The 19618-nt window shown below is 46.5% G+C and carries 19 protein-coding genes; all 19 read left to right on the top strand.

Translation table 11 applies throughout. The features are described from left to right. Positions 1–7: 7 nt before the first annotated feature. The 19 genes from pseC (at position 8) to priA (ending at position 19604) form a co-directional block, all read left to right on the top strand. Entirely contained in the window at positions 8–1144 is a 1137-nt protein-coding gene (pseC, locus tag E5329_RS00695) for a UDP-4-amino-4,6-dideoxy-N-acetyl-beta-L-altrosamine transaminase (RefSeq protein WP_135987660.1), read from the top strand. Beyond that, on the top strand, positions 1141–2193 hold the full coding sequence (gene pseI / locus E5329_RS00690) for a pseudaminic acid synthase (RefSeq protein ID WP_135987659.1): 1053 nt from the start codon (positions 1141–1143) through the stop codon (positions 2191–2193). Before pseC ends, pseI begins: the two co-directional genes overlap by 4 nt. Before the next feature lie 175 nt (positions 2194–2368). Continuing rightward, positions 2369–2527 carry a Panacea domain-containing protein gene (locus tag E5329_RS30305; RefSeq protein ID WP_275442883.1) on the top strand — a complete coding sequence of 53 codons (159 nt, stop codon included), beginning with the start codon at positions 2369–2371 and terminating at the stop codon, positions 2525–2527. A 54-nt stretch (positions 2528–2581) separates the two neighbouring features. Further along, complete coding sequence (locus tag E5329_RS30300) at positions 2582–2788, top strand: hypothetical protein (RefSeq protein WP_275442882.1); 207 nt, start codon at positions 2582–2584, stop codon at positions 2786–2788. A gap of 762 nt (positions 2789–3550) precedes the next feature. Further along, positions 3551–4468, top strand: a complete 918-nt coding sequence (locus E5329_RS00680) for a fructosamine kinase family protein (protein ID WP_135987658.1) — start codon at positions 3551–3553, stop codon at positions 4466–4468. 93 nt (positions 4469–4561) lie between these two features. Then, complete coding sequence (locus E5329_RS00675) at positions 4562–4984, top strand: thioesterase family protein (protein WP_330571865.1); 423 nt, start codon at positions 4562–4564, stop codon at positions 4982–4984. Between the two features lie 22 nt (positions 4985–5006). Continuing rightward, positions 5007–5663, top strand: a complete 657-nt coding sequence (locus tag E5329_RS00670) for a YoaK family protein (RefSeq protein ID WP_275442881.1) — start codon at positions 5007–5009, stop codon at positions 5661–5663. A 13-nt stretch (positions 5664–5676) separates the two neighbouring features. Further along, positions 5677–6078 (top strand): DUF6483 family protein, encoded by a 402-nt coding sequence (locus tag E5329_RS00665; RefSeq protein ID WP_135987657.1) that lies wholly within the window; start codon positions 5677–5679, stop codon positions 6076–6078. Further along, positions 6079–7578 (top strand): cobyrinate a,c-diamide synthase, encoded by a 1500-nt coding sequence (locus tag E5329_RS00660; RefSeq protein WP_135987656.1) that lies wholly within the window; start codon positions 6079–6081, stop codon positions 7576–7578. It abuts the gene before it with no gap. Positions 7579–7710: 132 nt separating this feature from the next. After that, entirely contained in the window at positions 7711–8763 is a 1053-nt protein-coding gene (gene cobT / locus E5329_RS00655) for a nicotinate-nucleotide--dimethylbenzimidazole phosphoribosyltransferase (protein WP_135987655.1), read from the top strand. Between the two features lie 22 nt (positions 8764–8785). Further along, a complete protein-coding gene (locus E5329_RS00650) occupies positions 8786–9313 on the top strand; it encodes a bifunctional adenosylcobinamide kinase/adenosylcobinamide-phosphate guanylyltransferase (RefSeq protein WP_135987654.1) in 528 nt (175 codons plus the stop codon). Next, on the top strand, positions 9310–10071 hold the full coding sequence (locus E5329_RS00645; protein WP_135987653.1) for an adenosylcobinamide-GDP ribazoletransferase: 762 nt from the start codon (positions 9310–9312) through the stop codon (positions 10069–10071). The genes E5329_RS00650 and E5329_RS00645 overlap by 4 nt, the downstream gene beginning before the upstream one ends. Continuing rightward, positions 10065–10556 carry a bifunctional adenosylcobinamide kinase/adenosylcobinamide-phosphate guanylyltransferase gene (locus E5329_RS00640; RefSeq protein WP_135987652.1) on the top strand — a complete coding sequence of 164 codons (492 nt, stop codon included), beginning with the start codon at positions 10065–10067 and terminating at the stop codon, positions 10554–10556. The genes E5329_RS00645 and E5329_RS00640 overlap by 7 nt, the downstream gene beginning before the upstream one ends. A gap of 13 nt (positions 10557–10569) precedes the next feature. Beyond that, entirely contained in the window at positions 10570–12822 is a 2253-nt protein-coding gene (locus E5329_RS00635; RefSeq protein ID WP_135987651.1) for a tripartite tricarboxylate transporter TctB family protein, read from the top strand. A gap of 77 nt (positions 12823–12899) precedes the next feature. Beyond that, the gene (locus tag E5329_RS00630; RefSeq protein WP_135987650.1) at positions 12900–13529 is read left to right on the top strand and encodes a GTP pyrophosphokinase; all 630 of its coding nucleotides are present in this window, start codon (positions 12900–12902) and stop codon (positions 13527–13529) included. Beyond that, positions 13516–14496: an adenosylcobinamide-phosphate synthase CbiB gene (cbiB, locus tag E5329_RS00625; protein ID WP_135987649.1), complete on the top strand. Its 981-nt coding sequence runs from the start codon at positions 13516–13518 to the stop codon at positions 14494–14496. Before E5329_RS00630 ends, cbiB begins: the two co-directional genes overlap by 14 nt. A gap of 132 nt (positions 14497–14628) precedes the next feature. After that, a complete protein-coding gene (locus E5329_RS00620; RefSeq protein ID WP_135987648.1) occupies positions 14629–15723 on the top strand; it encodes an HD domain-containing phosphohydrolase in 1095 nt (364 codons plus the stop codon). Between the two features lie 145 nt (positions 15724–15868). Further along, positions 15869–17338 (top strand): UDP-N-acetylmuramoyl-L-alanyl-D-glutamate--2,6-diaminopimelate ligase, encoded by a 1470-nt coding sequence (locus tag E5329_RS00615; protein ID WP_135987647.1) that lies wholly within the window; start codon positions 15869–15871, stop codon positions 17336–17338. A 19-nt stretch (positions 17339–17357) separates the two neighbouring features. After that, positions 17358–19604: a replication restart helicase PriA gene (priA, locus tag E5329_RS00610; protein ID WP_135987646.1), complete on the top strand. Its 2247-nt coding sequence runs from the start codon at positions 17358–17360 to the stop codon at positions 19602–19604. Positions 19605–19618: the final 14 nt, after the last annotated feature.

The raw sequence follows: 19618 nt of genomic DNA, 5'->3' as shown, positions 1-19618 counted from the left end.
ATTTGCCATGTACATACCATACGGACATCAAACCATAGAGGAAGACGACATCCAGGCGGTAGCCAATATCCTGCGGGGAGACTTTATCACCACAGGCCCGGCTGCCGCAGAATTTGAAGAAAAAACAGCAGCCTATGTGGGAGCAAAATATGCAGTGACTGTCGCAAACGGAACGGCCGCGCTTCACATTGCCTGTCTTGCGGCCGGCATCCAGGAAGGGGATGAAGTGATTGTTCCGGCCATAACCTTTGCCGCCTCGGCAAACTGTGTGCTTTACTGCGGCGCTGCGCCGGTTTTCGCAGATATTGATCCAGTGACTTATAATATCGATCCTGCAGATGTGGAACGTAAAATTACAGACAGGACCAGGGCGATTATCCCGGTGCATTTTACCGGACAGCCCTGTGAGATGGACGAGATACATCGGATTGCCGCAAAATACGGACTTCTTGTGATTGAGGACGGGGCCCATGCCCTTGGAGCAAAATACCGGGGAAAGAGAATCGGTTCCCTGCATTCTGATATGACAATTTTCAGTTTTCATCCGGTAAAGCCCATTACCACAGGCGAAGGAGGGATGGCAGTCACAGACAATGAGAAGCTGTACCAGCGTCTCTTGTTGTTTCGCAGTCACGGGGTAACCCGGGAAGAGTCCCTGATGGAGAAAAATGAAGGCGGCTGGTATTATGAACAGCTGGAATTAGGCTATAATTACCGGATGACGGACATTCAGGCAGCGTTGGGCAGCAGCCAGCTCAAGAAGCTGGACAGATTTTTAGCCAGGCGAAGAGAACTTGCAAAACGGTACGACAGGGCTTTTGAGGGAGTGCCCGGCCTTGTGACGCCGAAACAGCTGCCCGATACAGAAAGCGGCTGGCATCTCTATGTGCTGCAGTTTACCGAAGCAGATCGGAATAAAGTGTTTGCGGATTTGCGGGAGGCTGGCTTTGGCGTGAATATCCACTATATTCCCGTTTACCATCACCCCTATTACCGAAAACATGGCTATCAGGATGTATACTGCCCCAATGCGGAGGAACTGTACAGTCGTATGATAAGCCTGCCTCTGTATCCGGGGCTGACGGAGGAACAGCAGGATATTGTAATAAATAAAGTGTTGGAGCTGTCAAAGGAGCGATCATGAATCAGGAAATTTTAATCGGAAACAGGAAAATCAGCGCGGAAAGTCCGGCCTTTATCATTGCAGAATTGTCGGGAAATCATAATCAGGATCTGGGCAGGGCTTTGGCGATTATAGAAGCGGCTGGAGAAAGCGGTGCGGACGCCATAAAACTGCAGACCTATACGGCAGATACCATAACCATGGACTGCAGGAATCAATATTTTGCAATGCAGACAGGAACGTTGTGGAAAGGCAGGATCTTGTATGATTTATATCAGGAAGCTCATACCCCCTGGAGTTGGCATGATAAATTATTTCAAAAAGCAGAGGAAAGTGGGCTGATTTGTTTTTCCTCTCCCTTCGATAAGACGGCGGTAGATTTTCTGGAACAGCTGAATGCGCCGGCTTATAAAATCGCTTCTTATGAAATCAATGACATACCTCTGATCCGACGGGCCGCCCAGACAGGCAGGCCTGTGATAATCTCCACAGGGATTGCTGCGCTGTCAGACATAGAGCTGGCGCTGCAAACCTGCAGGGAGGAAGGAAATCAGGATGTAATTCTTTTGAAATGCACATCGGCATATCCTGCGCCTTACCAGGAAATGAATCTGAGGGTGCTTCCCCATATGGCGGAGACATTTCAATGTATGACAGGGCTGTCTGATCATTCATACGGCACGGAAGTTGCAGTCGCGGCAGCGGCATTGGGGGCAAAGGTTGTAGAAAAGCATCTGACGTTGTCCCGGCAAGACGGCGGCGTGGATTCTGATTTTTCTATGGAGCCAAAGGAATTTGCGCGGATGGTGAAAGAAATCCGGAATGTGGAGTCTGCCCTTGGGACAGTCACATATGAACTTACGGAAAAACAAAAAGAAAGTAAACGCTATTCCAGGTCACTGTTTGCGGCAGAGGATATCAGAAAAGGTCAGGCTTTTTCTGAAAGCAACGTCCGTTCGGTACGACCGGGGTACGGAATACAGCCCAGATATCTGGATGAAATTCTGGGAAAACAGGCGAAACGGGATATTTCCAGAGGAATGCCGCTGAAGTGGGAGGATATTTCCTGAAAAATTTACAGACAGGCTGTTGCGCTGAATCATGATAATCAGCGTAACAGCCTGTTTTTTGAATCATGATAATTAGCGTAACAGCCTGTTTTCTGAATTTCATCACAAAAAACAGTTGACAGAACGTACGTTCTGTGCAATAATATCAATATACCTGTAAGGAAGGGAAAATATCATGTATTCAGTATTGGAAATAGCAAAATATATTATTGATAAATGTACAGAGGACAGATGTCCTGTTTCAAATCTGCAGTTACAAAAGATACTTTATTATGTGCAGAGAGAATTCTTACAACAGGGAACTAAAGCTTTTCCAGAAGAAATTGAAGCGTAGCAGTTTGGACCGGTTGTCCGGGAGGTTTACAGACAATACTGCGGGTTTGGGGCAATGCCAATCAGAATGCGGTATGCTGTGAGGCTGGATCCGGATTATGCGAGAATTATTAATTCAATCGTTGAGAAAAAGAGGCAGTTGAATCCCTGGGATATGGTAAGCGATACGCACAGCAGCGGTAAGGCATGGGACTTAATTTACAGGAATGGGGAAGGGAACTTTCAGGTAATCCCGCAGGAGTTGATAAGAAGTAAAGGATAAGTGTATGAGGATATTAGAGGAACAGGAAAAAAGAGATGCTTTGCACGATATTTTATTAGAATTGTCGAAGTCGCAGGATATTTTACGGGAACCTAAGGAAAGAATCTCTTTTTTTAAAAGACTGGAAACAATATATTATAACTGAAATAAAGAAAATTTTCGTCATTTTTATTCTGATATTTTTCCAGCGCTTACGTTGATTGACGGAGATCCTGACATTGGAAGCTTAGATGTGTTAGCGCAGAATATGCAGGCGATAAAAGAAGGATATATACCTAAAAATAAAGATGAAAATTAATAGATATTCGTAAAGAAATTGTAAAACTTTAAGACCATACAAATTTGGACATAGCAAGAATTAATTATACAAAGACAATGACGAATGATACCATGTCGGAGTTAGCAAAGAATAAGCTGCTTGTAAGGGAGTTAGAGAATAAAGTTAAAGGATCAGAAGAGTATTTGAAGAGTTTGGCTATTGATTGATTTTATACGTGATATTAATGGAAAAACGATTAGAAAAAATTGGTTATGGATATTTGTGAATGTGCTCTTGGTCTGCGGCATGATAGCAACATGTTTTTCATATCAATATAGATGGTTTCTGTAAATGAGAATAAGTCAATTCTTTTTCTGATTTATGTTACCCCTCAATTCTATATATACCCCCTGCAGGCAGGTGGGATATCTTCTTGGAATGAGAATGCCATTTGGTAAATTATTTGACTTATAGGTACAAATATCATAGCAGGAGATGATAAAATGATTCCAGCAGATATAAAACTTAAGACCCGGCAGTTTTCTGCAGTAGAAACCGCACTTCATTCTTTATTTGGAGTAAATGCCGGAATTTCCGGCAGAAAGTTTCTGACAAGAGGAAAAGGTACGGCCGCTTACAAGCTGACGCTGGAAAGTGGGAAAGAGGTATTTCTGAAAACAGCCCCGCCGGAGCGTGCATCCATATTTTTGGAAGAGGCTGCCGGATTGGAGGCCATTGCAGAAACGGAAACTGTTTCTACACCCCGCCTGTTCTGTACAGGCTGCGGAAATGAGTATTCTTTTCTGATGACGGAATTTATGAAGGGAAAGACTCAGGCGGCTGATTATTGGGAGGTTTTTGCCCATCGGCTGGCTGCCATGCATCAGACTGATACAAAAGGCCTGGTTCCCGGCGGGAGATATGGATTTTCTCATGATAACCATATCGGGGCCACAGCACAGATTAATACGCCTTATGCCAGTTGGATTGATTTTTTCCGTGAATGCCGCCTAAAACCTCAGTTTCAGCTTGCAATGAATTACTTTAAGAAAGAGGAACAGGAACAAATTCCGAAGCTTCTTAACAGGCTTGGAGACATTCTGACAGAGCCGGAATTTCCCTCGCTGCTCCATGGTGATTTGTGGTGCGGGAATGTGATTACAGGCAATGATGGCCAGGCATGGATGATCGATCCTGCAGCCTATGTGGGACATGCAGAGGCGGATATTGCCATGACAGAGCTTTTTGGGGGATTTCCCCGGAAATTTTATGATGCTTACAGGAAAGTTATGCCTATGCAGCCAGGGTATTCAAAGAGGCGGGGCTTATATAATCTTTATCACCTTCTGAATCATCTAAATCTCTTTGGAAGTTCCTATCTTGCAGAGGTGAAATACTTGATGGGAGAATATATCCGGTAATGTAACGGTGGCAAAAATACTTTTTTTGTGGTAAACTTGAAACGGTCAGGTATGCGGTGTTTATTTCTGCAAAAAACGATTGGATGCAGAAAGATGCTGCAAAATCAGAAGAAAGAAGGAGAAAAAATGCTGGAAACAGGAATCAAAGGATATCAGGAATTTACCGTAACAGAGACAGATACGGCAAAAGTGCATAAAAGCGGAACCTTAGATGTGCTTGCAACGCCCCGAATGGCGGCGCTGATGGAGGAAACTGCGTGGAAAAGCGTGTCAGAGCATTTAGAACCGGGCATGGGCACGGTAGGAGTAAAGTTAAATCTGGAGCATCTTGCCCCTACGCCGGTGGGAATGAAGGTATGGTGTGAGACGGTTCTGACAGGAATAGACGGACGGAAGCTGACCTTTTCGATTACCGCCTTTGATGAGGCAGGCAAAATTGGAGAAGGGATGCATGATCGTTTTATCATTGAAGAAACAAAATTTCAGAATAAGGCAGATATGAAAAAGCAGAAATAGATTTCGGAAAGAGTGAAAGAAAATGGAATGCAGGGAACAGATGTCGGAGTCAGCAGTTGTGATTGCATTTTTATGCATTTCCGGCGGGTTTCAGGACGCCTATACTTACAATTGCAGGGATGAAGTATTTGCCAATGCTCAGACAGGAAATATGGTGCTGATGGGACAGAATTTTGCGATGGGAAACTGGTATCTGGGCATACGCTATCTGCTTCCGGTGCTTGCTTTTGCCATGGGAATCTATGCCGCCGAGAAGATTCGGGGGCTTTATGGGCAGTCCGGAAGGATTCACTGGCGGCAGATCGTGATTCTGCTGGAGGCGGCGGCATTATTTGCGGTGGGATTTATGCCCCGGCAGGTGAATCTTCCTGCAAATATGCTGGTTTCCTTTGTGTGCGCCATGCAGGTGCAGAGTTTCCGCAAATTAAAGGGAAGTGCGTACGCCACAACCATGTGTATTGGAAATCTGCGGGCTGCAACAGAATTATGGTGCAGCTATCGTTTTACAGGAAATAAGGAAACTAAGAAGAAAAGTCTGTTATATTATGGATATATCGGGATTTTTATTCTGGGGGCGGCCGTGGGCGGAATTATGACGATGGCTTTGACAGAGAAAGCCATCTGGATGTCCAGTGGGCTTCTTTTGGCAGTATTTTTTATGATGTTCCGAAAAGAGTGACAGGAGGAATATTATGGTTGAAAAGGATTATATGATGCGCCTGATTCATGAAATGGTGCGGACCATCGCCATGTTGATTTTTCATAAAGATCAGGGAACCGAGGAGGAATTAATTTTTCTGGAAGGAATCTCTCGGGATTTTTACCATCGGCTGTGCCATGTGGCGGATGAAGGAAAAATTAATGAAGCGGAGAATATGCTGTATGAAAGCCTGGAAGAAAATGACTGGGACAGGGAAGGGAATATGGAAAAACTGGAACTGGCGCTGGCGTTTTATGATTACCTCAATGCCAAGGAGAATGATTTTCTGGAGGCCCATAACTATTCCAGGGAAGAAATCGAGGACGGGATTCAGAGTGTGATGAAGCTTTATGGATATGGAGAATTGGCGGAAACGCTGTTGGAGAATCGGTAAATGAGTAGGAAAAGTGAAGCGGCCGGGAAGTCAGGATTTCCCAGAATTATGATAGCGGCGCCTGCCAGCGGAAGCGGAAAAACCCTGATTACCTGCGGATTATTAAAGGCGCTTGCAAACAGAGGGCTGCATCCGGTTTCTTTTAAATGCGGCCCGGATTATATTGATCCTATGTTTCACCGGAAGGCGCTGGGAATACCGGCCCGGAATCTGGATCTGTTTTTTACTGGTGAGGAAACGACCAGGACGTTGTTCCAAAGGGCTGCAGCTCAGGCGGATATTTCTCTGTTGGAGGGAGTAATGGGATTTTATGACGGAGCTGGCGGCGTGACTTCTTATGCGTCTTCTTATGAACTGGCAAAGGTGACGGATACGCCGGTGATTCTGGTGGTGAACGCCAGGGGAATGAGTCTTTCCCTTCTTCCGCTGATACAGGGATTTTTGGAGTTTCGGGAAGACAGCAGGATTGCAGGGGTAATTTTAAATCAGATCTCACCGGCTTCTTATGGCGTGATGAAGGAAAAGATTGAGGAAGCGCTGCCGGTAAAGGCATTGGGATATGTGCCGAAAGCGCCAAAACTGGCGCTGGAAAGCCGTCATTTGGGGCTTGTGACGCCGGAGGAGGTAGAAGATATCCAGGATAGGCTGCAATCCTTCGCCCAATTGCTGGAGGAAACACTGGACATAGAGGGAGTCTTAAAATGCGCCCGCAAAGCGGCTCCTCTGCCTGTAACGGAAGATGGAATTCTGGAGAAAAGAAAGGAAGCAAATGGAGAAACAGCTGGGAAATCCTGCCCTGTATTAGCCAGGGAAAATCAGAAGGAGCAGAATGCGCATCCTACAAAAGGAGAGGATTCCCACAGAATCAGAATCGGTATTGCAAGAGATGAAGCTTTTTGTTTTTGTTATGAGGAAAATTTGGAATTGCTGGAGCAGATGGGAGCGGAATTGGCGTTTTTTTCCCCCCTTCATGACAAGCAGCTTCCTTCCGGAATCAGCGGCCTGATATTATATGGGGGATATCCGGAGTTGTATGCGCAGGAGTTAAGCGGCAATGATAAGATGCGCGGTCAGATTTCATCCTGTCTGAACAGCGGAATGCCTTATCTGGCAGAGTGCGGCGGTTTTCTGTATCTGCAGGAATCCATGGAGGATCTGGAGGGCAGGGCCTGGCCTATGGCGGGCGTTTGTCCGGGAACGGCCCATTACACAGGAAAGCTGGGGCGTTTTGGTTATATTACTCTGACGGCCCGAGAGGAAGGACAGCTGCTGCAGCCGGGAGGAGTTCTCAGGGCTCATGAATTTCATTATTTTGACTGTACGGAAAACGGACAGTCATACCATGGAAAAAAACCTTTCGGCGGCCGGGAATGGGACTGTATCCGGGGCGGGGCAAATTATGCGGCAGGATTTCCCCATTTGTATTACTATTCCAATCCTGGATTTGCTGAAAGATTTTTGGACAAATGCAGAGAGTTCCGGAGTCAGAAGCCAGAATAGGGCAGCGGAATATTCCAGAGTCAGCAGCCAGAATAGGGCAGCGAAATATTTTGAAATCAGCAGCCTCACAGGCATAGAGGGGGATATTCCGTAATAGGAAGATAGACAGAAAGAAAGGATATGGGAAGGTATATGAATTTAGAAGAGTGTTTAAAACAAATCCAACCCTTGGATCAAGAGGCTGGCCGTGCCTGTGAAAAGCGGTGGGATTCTATCGCCAAACCTTTAAAAAGCCTTGGTAAATTAGAAAGCAGCCTGATACAGATTGCAGGAATCCAGGGAACGGAACGGATAAAGCTTGCGAAAAAAGCATTGGTGGTTATGTGCGCAGACAATGGGGTGGTGGCTGAAGGGGTTACCCAGACTGGACAGGAGGTAACGGCCATTGTGGCGGAGAATTTTCTGGATGTGAAATCCTGTGCAGCGATTATGTGTAAGGATACAGGGACGGATATTTTTCCTATTGATATTGGAATGGCAACCGATACGCCAAGGGTTGAAAAGAGAAAGATCGCCTATGGCACGAAAAATATGGCTGTGGAACCGGCCATGACAAGGGAAGAAGCAGTGCGGGGAATTGAAGTTGGAATTACCCTTGCCTGTGAATTGAAAGAAAAGGGATATCATATCATTGCCACAGGAGAGATGGGAATTGGAAATACCACAACCAGCAGCGCAGTGGCCAGCGTTTTAATGGGAAAGCCTGTGGAAGAGGTGACTGGAAAGGGCGCAGGTCTTACCAGGGAAGGGCTGGAGCGCAAGATTCATGTAATCCGGGAGGCTGTAAGAAAGCATCAGCCGGACCCGGAAGATCCCGTAGATGTGCTTGCCAAAGTAGGCGGCCTGGATTTGGCAGGGCTTACCGGGATTTATTTGGGCGGCGCAGCCTGCAGGATGCCTGTGGTAGTCGATGGATTTATTTCCGGAGTGGCGGCATTGTTGGCGGTGAAACTGTGTCCTCAAGCGGAAGATTATATCCTTGCCTCCCACGTGTCTAAAGAACCGGCAGGCGCGATGGTTCTGGAGGAAGTGGGCAAATCTCCCAGTTTGATGTGCGATATGTGTCTGGGAGAGGGAACTGGAGCCGTGGCCTTTTTCCCGCTGCTGGACATGAGTTTACATATTTATGAGAAAATGAGCACTTTTTCACAGATAGAAATAGAAGATTATGTGCCCTTGGAATAGGTTTTAAAGGAGCAAAACAGGTATGATTTTTTTTGTCATTGGAGGAAGCGGCAGCGGAAAATCAGAATATGCGGAAAATCTTGCGGTACAGCTAAAGGAGCAGGAGACGGAAAAATTGGTTTATGTGGCTACCATGAAGCCGTTGGATGAAGAGAGCTGGCAGAGAATCGGGCGCCATAGGAAGATGCGGGCAGGAAAAGGCTTTGAGACGAGAGAGTGTTACACCCATTTGGAACAGCTTTCGGTGGATAAAAATGAGATTATATTATTGGAATGTCTGTCGAATTTGACTGCAAACGAGATGTTTTCTGAAAATTGCAGGAAAGAGCAGGCTGCTCAGGCAATAGAGAAGGGAATCCTTCATCTGGCAAAGCATTGCCGTCATTTGGTGGTTGTGGGGAACAATGTCTTTGAAGACGGAATGGAATATGATGAAACGACTATGGAATATCTGCGTCAGATGGCCGGACTGCATCGTTTTCTCGGAAAGGTTTCAGACAGTCTGACAGAAGTGATTTGCGGCATTCCGGTGGAGTGGAGGAAGTTATGAAGTATATCAACAGCTTTATCATTGCTTTTGCCATGTATTCCAAAATTCCCATGCCCAAAGCAGAATGGGAAAAAGAGAATATGAAGTATGTCATGTGCTTCTTCCCCTGGATCGGCGGGGTGATCGGCCTGCTGTTTTATCTGTGGGGCGTCTGTGCGGCGCGCATTCCGGTGGGGCCGATCTTGTACGCAGCCATATTGACGGTAATTCCCGTTGCAGTGACCGGAGGGATTCATCTGGATGGGCTGCTGGATACTGCAGACGCCTTAAGCTCCTGGCAGACAAAGGAACGCCGTCTTGAGATTTTAAAGGATTCCAATGCGGGAGCCTTTGCAGTGATTGCCGGATGTTTGTATTTTCTGCTTTGGTTTGGATTTTCCTCGGAGCTGAAGCAGGAGGGAATTCTTATGGTTTCTTATGGGTTTTTCTTAAGCAGGTGTCTCAGCGGATATGCAGTGACTGCATTTCCCTGTGCGAAGGACAGCGGCCTTGCAGCCATGTTTGCAGAGCATGCCCAGAAGAAATGGGCCGGGCGCATTCTTCTGGCGGAAACGGGCATGATTGGGGCGGTGATGCTTATGACAGACGTGCGCCTTGGAGGAATTTCCCTTGGCGCAGCCTTTGTGGTCTTCTATTGGTATTACAGAATGTCTTTGGACAAGTTCGGAGGAATCACCGGAGATTTGGCGGGATGGTTTCTGCAGATCTGTGAACTGGCGGTTGTGATTGCTGCGGCAGCAGCGGGAAAAATATGGTAAAGAGCAATGATGTTGATACAGCGGAAGAAAAAGTGCAGAGGAAAAACCATGATATTAATAACAGCGGAAGAAAGAGTGCAGAGGAAAAAACCATGATATTAATAACAGGAGGAGCTTTTCAGGGAAAATCAGAAATGGCAAAACAATTATATTTCGCACAGGAGAATGGGAAGGAGCCTTTGATTCTGGAAGGAAAGACAGAGGAGATGGAGCTTCTTAAGAAAGCAGATATTATTTTACATTTTCATCTGTGGATTCGAAGCTTACTGGAGGAAGGAAAAGATCCATACGCCATGACAGAGCAATTGCTGAAGGCAAATCCCCGTGTGCTTATTACGATGAATCAAATGGGATGCGGCATAGTTCCCATGGATGCATTTGACCGGAAATACCGTGAGACGGTGGGGCGTATTGGATGCTTGCTGGCAAAGCAGGCGCAGGAGGCGTATCTGGTGAATTGCGGGATTGCCAAAAGGCTGAAATGAAAGGCAAATACATATGCAGAAAATCCGAAATACTATAACGTGTATCAAAGAGAAAATTTCAGCAGCAAGAGTTCGTTTCCGCAGCTGCCGGGAACGGAACTGGAATGACACAACTGCATTGCTGTACTGGTGCGCCATCTTTCTGTTCAGCTTTAGTGCAGGGCTGATGGCAGGAGGTTTCATGCGTCCCAGATGGGCGGGGGTTTTGCTGGCGTTTTTGGCGGCAGTTCCTATTACCATGCTGGCAGTGTGGCTTTTGGGGAAAATTCTTTACTGGCTGTTTCGGGGAAATATAAAGGAGCGGCTGTGCTGGCTTCTGCTTTGGATGGTCAGCCTGATTGTGATGACGGCGGGGGCGTATACGGCAGGATTTGGGAAAAGCGTGCTTCTTTCGTTGGCAGTTAGCCTGATGGTTACGCTGATGCTGAAAAGCCTTTGGGCGCTTTTGTATCATAAGGTGCGGACAAAGACGATTGCGGTTTCCCTGGGATTTTCTGTTATTTTTATGGGAGGGGTCTGTTGGCTTCTGGCGGGAGATGGATTTTCAGATTCTTATATTGAGACGTATCTGAACTTAAGCCAAAAGACAGGCGGCAAAGCAGAAACATTGACCAAACAGGAGCAGCAGGAATTTTGCCGGGAAATGGAAAAGGGGCCTTATCGGGCGTTAACGGCAGCTTATGGGACGGGAAAGCCGGGGGATTTGGAGTCTGAAACAGTAAATATCAGCAGATTTGCCGAAAATGAGGGAATTGGAGGATTTTTCAAGGAAAAATACCAGGGTTATCCGCTGACGGAGGTTCCTTTGTCCGGGATGATCTGGTACCCTGAAGAAGTTTCCAATTGCCCTACCTTGTTTTTGATTCATGGAAACCACAGCTGGCTGACGGATTCCTATCAGGGCTATGAATATCTGGGAGAATATCTGGCCTCCCATGGCTATGTGACAGTGTCGGTAGATGAAAATGCATGTAATTCCCTTTCCGGAGAAAATGACGGCAGGGCGGTGCTTCTTTTGGAAAATATCAGGCAGGTGGCAGCTTATAACCAGCATGAAGGGGGAGTGCTGTATCAGAAAATGGATTATGGCAATCTGGCGTTGGCCGGACATTCCAGAGGCGGAGAGGCTGTCTGCACAGCCTATCTGTTTAACGATTTGAATTATTATCCAGATAACGGAAACCGCAGATTTCAGTATCACTTTTCCATCAAGTCTTTGATTGCCATTGCGCCTACCTGCGGGCAATATCGCCCCTCTGACCGGAGTGTGGAGCTGGAAGATGTGAATTATCTTTTGCTTCACGGCGCCAATGATCAGGACGTCAACTCCTTTATGGGAATGGAGCAATATGAAAATATTTCTTTCAGTAAAACTAAGGACTGTATCAAGACTTCCCTGTATGTGGCGGGACTGAACCATGGGCAGTTTAATTCTCTCTGGGGAAAATATGATATGATGGAACCCATAAACCGTATGCTGAACGTGGCAAATTTTCTTTCTCAGCAGGAACAGCAGCAGATTGCAAAAATAGCGATCAAAGTCTTTCTGGATCAGACTTTAGGGCAGGAAGAAAAGAGTTCGTATGAGCTGCTGACCAATTGGGGAAAATACAGAAGCCTTTTGCCGCAAACCGTGTATGTCCAGTCTTACCAAAGGTCTGATGTAATGATGCTGTGTGATTTTGAGGAGGACGCCCGGATTGAAACAGGGACTGCAGAAGGGGTCAGGATTCAGGCAGAGCATGTAGACAGCTGGCGGGAGGAGCTGATGCGGTTTTCCAATGAAGAATCCAGGGGAAATTATGCAGCGGTTTTGAAATGGGATACTGAAGACAAAGAGGGAGAGAATGCCAGACAGGAGGAAAAAGCGGAATTTTGCATCTCTCTGCCGAAGCTTGAGCTGGAGGGAACAACGCTGCAGTTTGATTTGATGGATATGCAGGAGGATTTTTTTGAAAAAGAAGCCAGGCTTTTGGATGTGGAGATCTGGGTGAAAGACAAAAGCGGGGCAGAAGCATGTCTGTCAGGGAAAGATTATGTTCCGGTGTATCCGCCGTTATTGGTGCGGCTGAATAAGTTACAGTATTTGTGGAATACCATAGAATATAAACATCAGTTTCAGACTGTGTCTGTGCCGCTGGAGGATTTTGAAGGGATAGATTCTGGTAAAATCTGCCAGATTCGCCTGTGCTTTCCCGGTAAGGAAGGAAAAGTTGCCATTGACAATGTGGGAATCCGTCAGGGCTTACTGTTCACACAATTTTAAGATTTTTTATAACAAAATTTTATTTTTTTCTACCAAAAGTCTGGTATAATCTACCATAAGGAGGAACGGTAAGAATTATGACGAACGAGGAATATTATACGTTAATCCAGCCTTATGCAGATGCCAGTGAAGTTCTGCTTGCCCGGCTGAACGTATTGAAGCATAACCTATACAGTGAATCTTTAGGCCAGCCTGTTCACAATATCCAGCACAGAATTAAGGAAAAGGAAAGCATGGAGGAGAAACTGGCAGGGAAGGGAAAAGAACCGACTGTGATGAATGCAAAGGATTATTTGCAGGATATCGCCGGAGTGCGGGTGATCTGTTATTTTGTGGAAGATATTTATAATCTGGCAGACGCCCTGAAACGTCAGGCAGATTTGATTGTAATTCGGGAATGCGATTATATTTCCAACCCTAAGGCCAATGGTTACCGCAGTTACCATATTATTGTGGGGATTCCTGTGTATTGTCTGGATGGGATGGAATATTTTCCGGTGGAGGTTCAGTTCCGTACCATGTCCATGGATTTTTGGGCAAGCATGGAGCACCGCATTCTCTATAAGATGGAGCGGGATGACAGGGAAAAGCTGGCGGCGGAATTAAAGGAATACGCGGAAAACCTGGTCCGGATTGAAAGCAGATTTGAGCAGTATAGTGACGGACACAGTGTTTGGAAGGAGACTGTTACAAATGATATACCGTAGATTGTGCTGCTCTGCGATTGCGCTGGCGCTGGGCGTCCTGTGGGATTTTATCATTGGAGATCCCAGGGGGTGGTATCATCCGGTCATGGCAATCGGCCGCTTGATTTCCGGATTAGAAAAACTTCTGCGCCGCCTGTTTCCCCCAACAAAAGCAGGGGAGAGGACAGCAGGCGTCCTGCTGGTGGTTTTGGTGGCAGGATGTTCCACGTTGATTCCCGGGGCGGCTTTATTTGTGTGCTATCGAATTCATCCGGCGGCGGGAATTGTGCTGGAGGGCCTTATGTGCGGAACGCTTCTGGCGGCAAAATCCCTGAAAACGGAGAGCATGAAAGTAGCGGAGGCTTTGGAAATGGAAGGGTTAGAGGCAGGAAGGACAGCAGTTTCCATGATTGTGGGAAGGGATACCGGGCAGCTCAGTGAGACAGAGGTCATCAAAGCAGCCGTGGAAACGGTGGCGGAGAATACCTCTGACGGAATTGTTGCGCCTATGTTTTTTATGGCGCTGTTGGGAGGCGCAGGAGGATTTTTTTATAAGTCCATTAATACCATGGATTCCATGGTAGGATATAAAAATGAAGCTTATCGGTATTTCGGAACAGCTGCAGCCCGGCTGGATGATATTGTCAATTTTATCCCCGCCAGACTCAGCGCTTTCCTGATGATATGTGGCTGTTTGTTCTGCGGCCTGGACGCCAAAGGCGCCTTACGGATATATAGACGGGATCGTTACTGCCATGCAAGTCCCAATTCGGCTCAGACGGAATCGGTCATGGCGGGAGCTTTGCAGGTACAGCTGGCAGGGGATGCATGGTATTTTGGAGTAAAGCATGAAAAGCCGTTGATCGGAGATGACATTCGTCCAGCGGAGCAAAAAGATATTGAACGAAGTGGGAAACTTATGTACGTTACAGCAATTCTGTCGGCTGTTTTGCTGATAGGCATAAAACTGATTTTTTGTAATTTATGATGGAAATTTGCGAAAATTCCTTTATAATGTTTTTCGGAATCGAGTTGATTTCGCAAAGACGATATAGTATAATATGCCCTGTGAGACTTATAAAAGTATGAATGATTAGGAAAATTCTGCAAAGGAGAAGTCATGGAAAGGAATACTTTATTAATCGTTGACGACATTGACATAAATCGCGAAATGCTGAAGTTCATTTTTGAAGAGCAGTTCGAGATTTTGGAAGCCGAAGATGGTGACATGGCAATTCAGATCATTGAAGAGAAGAGTGAGCAGCTTGCATTGATGTTTCTGGATGTTATTATGCCGGGCAAATCCGGGCTGGATGTACTGGAATACATGGTAGAAAAGAATTATATGGAATACATACCAGTAATTATTATTACCGGAGAGGCTTCTGTGGATACAGAGTTGAAAGCATATGAATACGGCGCGTCAGATATTGTGTATAAGCCGTTTACTCCGAAGGTGGTTATGCGGCGCGCAATGAATATTATTGAGTTGTTTTCTCATAGAATAGATATAGAGAAGAAACTGGAGAAACGCACCAGACAGCTCAGAGAGAGCAGGGAGAAGCTTAAGAAAAATAATGATTTTCTGGTGAACGCTTTGAGTTCCGTGGTGGAATTCAGAAGCTTGGAATCGGGAGAGCATATTCAGAGGGTAAAATACTATACGGGCGTACTGCTGAAGTATCTGGTTCGATTTTATCCGGAATATGAATTATCTGAGGAAGATGTGGAGTTGATTGTAAACGCCTCCGCTTTGCATGATCTTGGCAAAATTGCGATTCCTGACAGTATTTTGCTGAAACCGGGCAAGCTTACCAATGAAGAATATGAAGAGATTAAGAAGCATACAGTTTATGGGTGTGAGCTTTTGGAGAATTTCAAACAGGAGGAAGATGATTTCTACCGTTATTGCTATGATATCTGCCGTTTTCATCACGAGCGGTATGACGGAAAAGGATATCCGGACAAATTGTCAGGAGATGAGATTCCAATCTGGGCCCAGGTGGTGTCCATTGCCGATGTGTATGACGCCCTTGTCAGCAAACGTGTCTATAAGGCTCCTTATGCAGTGACAGAAGCGGCGCGGATGATTTTTGACGGAGAATGCGGAACATTTTCTCCTCAGATTCTGGACTGCTTCGGGCTGGCGAAAGAAGAATTTTTTCATGCAACGGAGACAAGGCTGTCTTTTGCAGATGTGGAAAGTGTGAATTAATATCTGAGAATAAGAACCTTCGGAGATGTGTTTCCGGGGGTTTTTTCTATCCCAGGAAAGGGCGGGCGCATGTAATTCCCAGCTTGCCAAATCCCTGAATATATCATATAATAAAAAGAGTATGCTTTTAGAAAAGAGGTTATATATGGAAAAGTTGGATAGATTGCTGGAACGTCTGGATTATACCCTGGTACAGGGAAAAATCGATCTGGATATTACAGAATTGGTATATGATTCCAGAAAAGTGACAAAAGGCTGTCTTTTCGTATGTATCAAGGGAACGGTATCTGACGGCCACGCCTATGCGAAAGAGGCGGTAAAAAAAGGCGCGGCAGCCCTTTTCGTGCAGGAGGATGTAGAGGCGCCGAAATCTGTGACTGTGATAAAGACCAGAGATACCCGGTATGGACTGGCGCTGGCGTCTGCAGCCTGGTTCCATTATCCCGCAGAAAAGCTGAGGGTCATTGGGGTAACTGGAACGAAAGGGAAAACCACGACTGCTTACATGGTGAAATCAATTTTAGAACAGGCAGGCTATAAGACAGGATTAATCGGCACCATAGAAGCGATGATTGGAGAACAGGCAATCCCTGCAAATAACACCACGCCGGAATCTTATATTCTGCAGGACTATTTTCAGCAGATGCTGGAACAGGGCTGTCAGTGCTGCGTGATGGAAGTGTCTTCCCAGGGATTGATGATGCACCGTACAGCGGGAATACCCTTTGAAATGGGAATTTTTACCAACATAGAACCGGATCATATCGGCCCCAATGAACACGCTTCTTTTGAAGAATATCTGGCATGTAAAGGAATGCTGTTTCGCCAATGCAAAACAGGAATTGTCAATATTGACGATGCACATTGGAAACAAGTGACAGCGGGCCATACCTGCAGGCTGGAAACCTTTGGATTTGCGCCGGAGGCGGATTTGCGGGCAGAAAATATCCATCTGGTGAAGCGACCAGGCTATCTGGGGGTGGCTTACCAGGCCAAGGGCCTTGTGGATCTGGAAGTGGAAATTGATGTGCCGGGACGGTTCAGCGTATACAATTCTCTGACAGCCATTGCCATCTGCCGTCATTTTAAGGTGACAAAAGAGAATATGAAGCAGGCGCTGAAGGCGGCCAGGGTGAAGGGAAGAATAGAGATGATTCCTGTATCGGACGAATTTACGCTGATGATTGATTATGCCCATAACGCTATGAGTTTAGAGAGCCTGCTGGGAACCTTGAAAGACTATGAACCCAAACGTCTGGTGTGCCTGTTTGGCTGCGGCGGAAACCGTTCCAGGCTGCGCCGTTATGAGATGGGAGAAGTGTCGGGCAGACTTGCAGATTTGACGATTATTACTTCGGATAATCCAAGATTTGAGGAGCCTCAGGATATTATAGAAGATATTAAAACAGGAATTAATAAAACGGAAGGCAAATATGTAGAGATCCCGGACCGAAAGGAAGCCATCCGGTATGCTATTTCAAAGGGTGAACCGGGGGATGTGATTGTGCTTGCGGGAAAGGGACATGAAGATTATCAGGAAATCAAAGGTAAAAAGTACCCAATGGATGAACGCGTGCTGATTCAGGAAGTGTTGGAGGAACTGGCACAGGAATAAGAAAACAGGTGATGCAGCAATGGCAGAATACGCCAATATTATTATTGATATTTCTCATGAAAAACTGGATAAGACCTTCCAGTACAAAGTGCCCGGCCAGCTGCAGGCAAATCTTGCCGTGGGCATGCAGGTGGAAATTCCATTTGGAAACGGGCAGCGCAAAACCACCGGTTATGTGGTGGAACTGACGGATGCGCCGGAATATGATGTTGAGAAGTTAAAAGAGATTGAGGCTGTGGTAGAAGACAGCGTCCCCATTGAATCTCAACTGATTGCCCTGGCAGGCTGGATGCGGAACAATTACGGCGGAACCATGAACCATGCGTTAAAAACCGTACTTCCTATTAAACAGAAGACCAAAGAGAAGAAACAGCGTTTTGTAAAATTGGAATTGGGAAAGCAGGAAGCAAGGGAGCGGCTTGCCATGTTCGAAAGAAAGAACCACAAGGCCAGAGCACGGCTTCTTGCGGCATTGCTGGAACAGAATCCTCTTCCCTACGAGATGGTAACGGGCAAACTGAACATTACATCTTCTGTAGTGCGGGCTATGAAAGAAATGGAGATCCTCAGTGTGGAAGAGCGGCGGCTGTACCGCAGTCCCTTTGGGGAAGAATTTCAGAAAGAGAAACAGCGTCTTGTGCTGAATCAGAAGCAGCAGGAAATTGTGGAGGAGATCTGGCAGGAATTTATCCAGGAAAGACACCATACCTGGCTGCTTCATGGGGTGACTGGAAGCGGTAAGACAGCAGTTTACATAGAATTGATTGATCGGGTGGTGAAAGAGGGGAAGCAGGCGATTGTACTGATTCCTGAGATTGCCCTGACCTATCAGACCCTGGTGCGTTTTTATCAGCGTTTTGGGGAGCGGGTTTCGGTATTAAATTCCAAAATGTCGGCCGGAGAGCGGTACGATCAGTTTGAGCGGGCGAAAAGCAATGAGCTGGATGTGATGATTGGACCTCGTTCCGCATTGTTCACGCCGTTTTCAAATCTTGGAATTATAATCATTGACGAGGAGCACGAAACCAGCTACAAAAGCGAAACACTTCCCAGATATCACGCCAGAGAAACAGCCATCCAGCGGGCTAAAATGGCAGGCGCAAGCGTAGTCTTAGGTTCCGCCACTCCCTCTTTGGACAGCTATTATCATGCCAAAAAGGGAGAGTACCGTTTGCTGGAGATGACAGAAAGAATTGAGGAAAAGCCGCTTCCAGCGTGTGAAATTATAGATTTGCGGGAAGAATTAAAGCAGGGAAACCGTTCTATTTTAAGCGAGCGGCTTCAGGAGCTGATGGCGGATCGGCTGAAGGCAAAGCAGCAGATTATGCTGTTTATCAACCGGCGGGGAATGGCCGGATTTGTTTCCTGCCGCGGCTGCGGCCATGTGCTGAAGTGTCCTCACTGCGACGTTTCCTTAAGTCAGCACAACAACGGCAGAATGGTGTGCCATTATTGCGGACATGAAGAGCCGGTTCCTCAGGTCTGCCCGGAATGCGGTTCCAAATATATCGGAGGATTCAAGGCCGGCACGCAGAAAATAGAAGAAATTGTAAAGAAAAAATTTCCAGAGGCCAGAGTGCTGCGGATGGATTTTGATACTACCAGAAATAAAACAGGATATGAGAAAATTCTTTCATCCTTTGCCAATCAGGAGGCGGATATCTTAATCGGCACTCAGATGATTGTCAAGGGCCACGATTTTCCCAACGTAACGCTGGTGGGAGTGCTGGCGGCGGATTTGTCCTTGTTTGTCAGTGAGTTTCATGCAGCGGAGCGGACGTTTCAGCTTCTGACTCAGGCGGCCGGCCGGGCCGGCCGGGGCCGGCTTCCCGGAGAAGTGGTGATACAGACTTATCATCCGGAGCATTACTGCATTGAACTGGCCGCAAAACAGGATTATTGCGGCTTTTACGAGACGGAGATTGCCTGCCGGAAGCTGATGGATTATCCGCCCTGCGGCCATATGATGGCAATGCTTGTGGCGTCAAAAGATGAGATGACGGCCATGTTAAGCGCGGAGCTTTTGGCAAAGAAAGTCCGGCAGGCCAAGGAAAAGGGCAAATTGCCTGGGCTCTCCGTAGTGGGACCGGCAAACGCCGCAGTGGCCAAGGTGAAGGACATTTATAAAAAGGTGATTTATTTTAAGCATGAAGACTATGGAGAATTGGTTAAGATAAAGGATGTGCTGGAGGATTTTATAAACAGCCATCGGGAATTTGCCAGTGTCATCATACAATTTGATTTTAATCCCATGAATGGGTTTTAGAGACGCGTTTTGAT

The sequence above is a fragment of the Petralouisia muris genome (assembly GCF_004793545.1).
In the GTDB taxonomy this organism is placed as follows: domain Bacteria; phylum Bacillota; class Clostridia; order Lachnospirales; family Lachnospiraceae; genus Petralouisia; species Petralouisia muris.
This window is presented reverse-complemented; position numbering and strand designations above follow the sequence as displayed.

Coding starts and splice junctions, on each gene's coding strand:
- cbiB (WP_135987649.1), top strand. CDS start 13,516: ATGATATACCGTAGATTGTGCTGCTCTGCGATTGCGCTGGCGCTGGGC.
- E5329_RS00665 (WP_135987657.1), top strand. CDS start 5,677: ATGGTTGAAAAGGATTATATGATGCGCCTGATTCATGAAATGGTGCGG.
- E5329_RS00630 (WP_135987650.1), top strand. CDS start 12,900: ATGACGAACGAGGAATATTATACGTTAATCCAGCCTTATGCAGATGCC.
- pseC (WP_135987660.1), top strand. CDS start 8: ATGTACATACCATACGGACATCAAACCATAGAGGAAGACGACATCCAG.
- E5329_RS30300 (WP_275442882.1), top strand. CDS start 2,582: ATGCCAATCAGAATGCGGTATGCTGTGAGGCTGGATCCGGATTATGCG.
- E5329_RS00615 (WP_135987647.1), top strand. CDS start 15,869: ATGGAAAAGTTGGATAGATTGCTGGAACGTCTGGATTATACCCTGGTA.
- E5329_RS00635 (WP_135987651.1), top strand. CDS start 10,570: ATGCAGAAAATCCGAAATACTATAACGTGTATCAAAGAGAAAATTTCA.
- E5329_RS00650 (WP_135987654.1), top strand. CDS start 8,786: ATGATTTTTTTTGTCATTGGAGGAAGCGGCAGCGGAAAATCAGAATAT.
- E5329_RS00680 (WP_135987658.1), top strand. CDS start 3,551: ATGATTCCAGCAGATATAAAACTTAAGACCCGGCAGTTTTCTGCAGTA.
- E5329_RS00670 (WP_275442881.1), top strand. CDS start 5,007: ATGGAATGCAGGGAACAGATGTCGGAGTCAGCAGTTGTGATTGCATTT.
- E5329_RS30305 (WP_275442883.1), top strand. CDS start 2,369: ATGTATTCAGTATTGGAAATAGCAAAATATATTATTGATAAATGTACA.
- priA (WP_135987646.1), top strand. CDS start 17,358: ATGGCAGAATACGCCAATATTATTATTGATATTTCTCATGAAAAACTG.
- E5329_RS00675 (WP_330571865.1), top strand. CDS start 4,562: ATGCTGCAAAATCAGAAGAAAGAAGGAGAAAAAATGCTGGAAACAGGA.
- cobT (WP_135987655.1), top strand. CDS start 7,711: ATGAATTTAGAAGAGTGTTTAAAACAAATCCAACCCTTGGATCAAGAG.
- E5329_RS00660 (WP_135987656.1), top strand. CDS start 6,079: ATGAGTAGGAAAAGTGAAGCGGCCGGGAAGTCAGGATTTCCCAGAATT.
- E5329_RS00645 (WP_135987653.1), top strand. CDS start 9,310: ATGAAGTATATCAACAGCTTTATCATTGCTTTTGCCATGTATTCCAAA.
- pseI (WP_135987659.1), top strand. CDS start 1,141: ATGAATCAGGAAATTTTAATCGGAAACAGGAAAATCAGCGCGGAAAGT.
- E5329_RS00640 (WP_135987652.1), top strand. CDS start 10,065: ATGGTAAAGAGCAATGATGTTGATACAGCGGAAGAAAAAGTGCAGAGG.
- E5329_RS00620 (WP_135987648.1), top strand. CDS start 14,629: ATGGAAAGGAATACTTTATTAATCGTTGACGACATTGACATAAATCGC.